The organism is Streptosporangium sp. NPDC023963, from assembly GCF_040639135.1.
Classification (GTDB): Bacteria; Actinomycetota; Actinomycetes; order Streptosporangiales; family Streptosporangiaceae; genus Streptosporangium.
Map to the genome: position 1 here is coordinate 60,234 of NZ_JBEZZK010000029.1, position 3,498 is coordinate 63,731.

Annotated in this window: 1 protein-coding gene; it reads right to left on the bottom strand. The window is 66.6% G+C overall.

Annotated elements, in window-relative coordinates:
- Window positions 1-1,467: 1,467 nt before the first annotated feature.
- Window positions 1,468-2,733 carry an ice-binding family protein gene (locus AB0F88_RS43365; protein ID WP_362698192.1) on the bottom strand — a complete coding sequence of 422 codons (1,266 nt, stop codon included), beginning with the start codon at window positions 2,731-2,733 and terminating at the stop codon, window positions 1,468-1,470.
- Window positions 2,734-3,498 lie beyond the last annotated feature (765 nt).

The window sequence follows — 3,498 nt, forward strand, 5'->3', positions numbered from 1 at the left end:
CGTCGCACCCACAGGTCCTTCCGGTCCTACCGGACCGATCTCTCCTTGCGGCCCCACCGCACCCGTCGCACCCGTTGCACCGGTTGCACCGGTTGCACCCACAGGTCCTTCCGGTCCTTCCGGTCCTTCCGGTCCTTCCGGTCCTGCTGGCCCGATCTCCCCTTGTGGCCCCACCGGCCCTTCGGGGCCTGTCGCGCCCGTCGCGCCCGTCGCACCCACAGGCCCCTCGGGGCCCACCGCACCGGTCACACCCGCCGGACCCTCCGGCCCGACCTCCCCTTGCGGCCCCACCGGCCCTTCGGGGCCCGTCGCGCCCGTCGCACCGGTCGCACCCGTCGCACCCACAGGCCCCTCGGGTCCTGCCGGACCGACCTCTCCTTGCGGCCCTACCGGACCCGTCGCACCCGTCGCACCCACAGGTCCTTCCGGTCCTGCTGAACCGATTTCTCCTTGCGGCCCTACCGCGCCCGTCGCACCCGTCGCACCTGCGGGCCCTACCGGCCCTTCAGGGCCTATCAGACCCGTTGCACCCGTCGCACCCGTCGGACCCTCAGGTCCTACCGGACCGACCTCTCCTTGCGGCCCCACCAGACCCGTCGCACCCGTCGCACCTGCGGGTCCTATCGGACCCGTTGCACCCGTCGCACCCGCCGGACCCTCAGGTCCTACCGGACCGACCTCTCCTTGCGGCCCTACCGGCCCTTCGGGCCCCGTCGCACCGGTCGCACCCGCAGGTCCTACCGGTCCTTCGTCCCCTTGCGGTCCCGCTGGTCCCGTTGCCCCTGCCGGCCCTTCAGGTCCTTCCGGCCCATCGGGCCTGCGCGCATCCGCCGGGCCCGTTGCGCCTGCCGGCCCTTCCGGGCCGGTGGGTCCTGGCATGCCAGTCGCACCTGCGGGACCTTCTGGGCCCCGAGGGCCGTACGGGCCGGTTCGACCTGTTGCGCCCTTGGATCCTTTCCTGCCTTTCGGTCCGCGCGGGCCACGTGGGCATACGCAGAGCTTGTCCCTACACCTGCATGGCCTGCAGCATCTCTTCCGGCAATGACCTCTCGCATGGACGCGTGGCCTTCGGGAGGCGGCAGCGGGAGGGCAGGACGATACCGGCTTTCCCTCCTTGATCTGTGCGATCAGGTAGATACCGGCCAGTTTTTCCTTGAGCGTGTTTGTCGGCGCTTGAAATGATGTAAGGAAAAAAACGCTAACAAGAACTACCGCAACACTCCGATTTCGGGCGCGCCTGCCGAGCCATGAGATCACGGCATGTCTGCTATCGCTAGAATTCATGTCATTCCGTGTCGTTCGGGGTCTCGAGGGCAGCCTCTGTGACGCGTGGGCAGTGATCACGTGATACCCGATAAATGCTCCAGAATGCATTGACCCGGCCGCCGAACCGTAAATTGATAATACAATGACGGGAAAGTTATGGAGAACAGCCCATCAAGGTTCATATTCATGCGCACAAGGGCTTCATGGTGTGATCTTCGGCCTGCGGGTCATTGAATTCGCAGCGAAAGCGTTCGACGCATTTCGCGGGTGAAGGCGGGAAACCCTCAGGGTGTCGCCGGCGGCCGTTACCCTCGCGGAGGGCCGGCGTGACGGGCAGGCCGTACGCTCCGCCGTCGTGGACAGCACCCTGGCTTGAGGCTCACCGCCGCACGTCGGCCCACATTCCTCTATCAGGCAGAAGCCCTGGGAGTCGACGGCCTGGATGAAGACCGGCGATGTGCTGCCGTCCAGTTCGGCCGTGCCGGGGAAGACGGCGACGATCTCATGCACACCTTCGGAGAGAGGGGCGACGGTCAACTCGGCGTGGCCTGTGCCGTCGAGTTGGGCCGTGCCCAGGCTCACTCCGTCACTGAAGAATTCGACCGGACCGGTGGGGACGATCCCGGCCGGAGATCTCACCGTCGCGGTGAAGGTGATCGGGCTTTGCTGGCTGATGGCGCATGACGAGTTCACCGTGGTGGTGGTGGACCTGTCGGGAGGACCCGCGCAGGTGGAAAGAGTGATGATGTTCGTGTCCAGTGTGACGGCGCCGTTGTGCGCCAGGGTTCGACCGTCCACGGTCGCACCGGCGCCCACGGTGATCGAGGTCAGTGCGAGGATGTCGCCGGAGAAGTCGGTGTTGGCTCCCAGGGTGGACGAGCTGCCCACCTGCCAGAAGACGTTGCACGCCTGTGCTCCCCCGGTGAGGGTCACCGTGCTGGCGGCCGCGGTGATGAGCGTGGAGGCGGCCTGGAAGATGAAGACCGCGTTGGGGTCGCCCTGGGCGTCGAGCGTCACGTTTCCCGTGATCTGAAACGTGCCCGCGGCGGAGTTGTAGACGCCGGGAGTCACGGTGGTCCCACCGAGCTCCGTCGGAATGGTGGCGTCAGGAGTGCGGAAGGCGGCGTCGTTGTAGGCGGCGAGCTGATCCACCTGAGCCTGTGCGGCGGTGGCGTCGGCGACGTGGAGGGTTCCGATCAGGGTGCCGGGCGGGAAGCCGGTCACCGCGGCGCTCGGACTGGTCCCCAGATCTCCGGTGACGACAGTGGGCCCGGTGTTCGTGACAGAGGCCCCGCCCAGTACCGCGAAGTCGGCGGCCGTGCCCAGCGCGACCGGTGTCGCCAACGCGTTCGCGGTACACGGTGTCGCGGCGATGCCTCCTGTCGCGACCAGGACCGCGAGGGCCCACACCCGCAGGGAACCGACGATGTTTCCTGGTACGAGGCGAGGGCGACCGGCATCTGTCATCAAACTGCCCTTTTCCTTTGGTACGGCTCAGCTCAGGCGCATTACCGATGACGCGCCATATCCTCCGACCTTACCGATCGGCATTTCGGCTCCTTGCCATCCGACATGCGGAAGACAAAGACTTGGCGCCGTTTCTGGAGAAAAGATAAAATCGCCATGCAATCCAGTGGCACCTTTGATCGTCCAGGTGCTGAACAAAGGTCATTTTCCGGCATTTCACTGTAAACGAGCCGATGTCCTCATGAGGTGGAAACAGGCCGCCGGGTGACCACTCGTAACGCACATGAAGCTGCGCGGAGGAACGAGGCGGCATCACCACCCAGGGTCCGTTCGGGGCCCGGACCGCCGGGCGCGGGTTCGCCGGCGCGGTGCGGTCCGCAGCTTCGGCAGGACACGGGACATGGGTACGGCACGTGGTGATCTCATCGACGCCGATCGGACCGTGGGCGAAGCCCGTCTTCCACCGGACGAGCCGGGTCCGATCCCGGAAGGGCTCCACGGCAAGTGCGAACAGCCCGGTCAGGCAGGGGGAGCAAGACGCGGGACCCAGGGCCGAACCCCGATGGCCGCGACGCCGACGCAGGGCCCTGCCGACACGTCGCGCAGCGTGGCGACACGGGACCATCGACCACGGAAGGGCTCAAATCCGTAATAGTGCACCTTCAGCCGCGAGTGTGCATTCCTGCGCAGAAGGAAGTCTCGACTGTTTCTAGTGTCCGTGGTGTCCGAACGGCACGACCCCTCCACCACCCGCACAGGAGCATG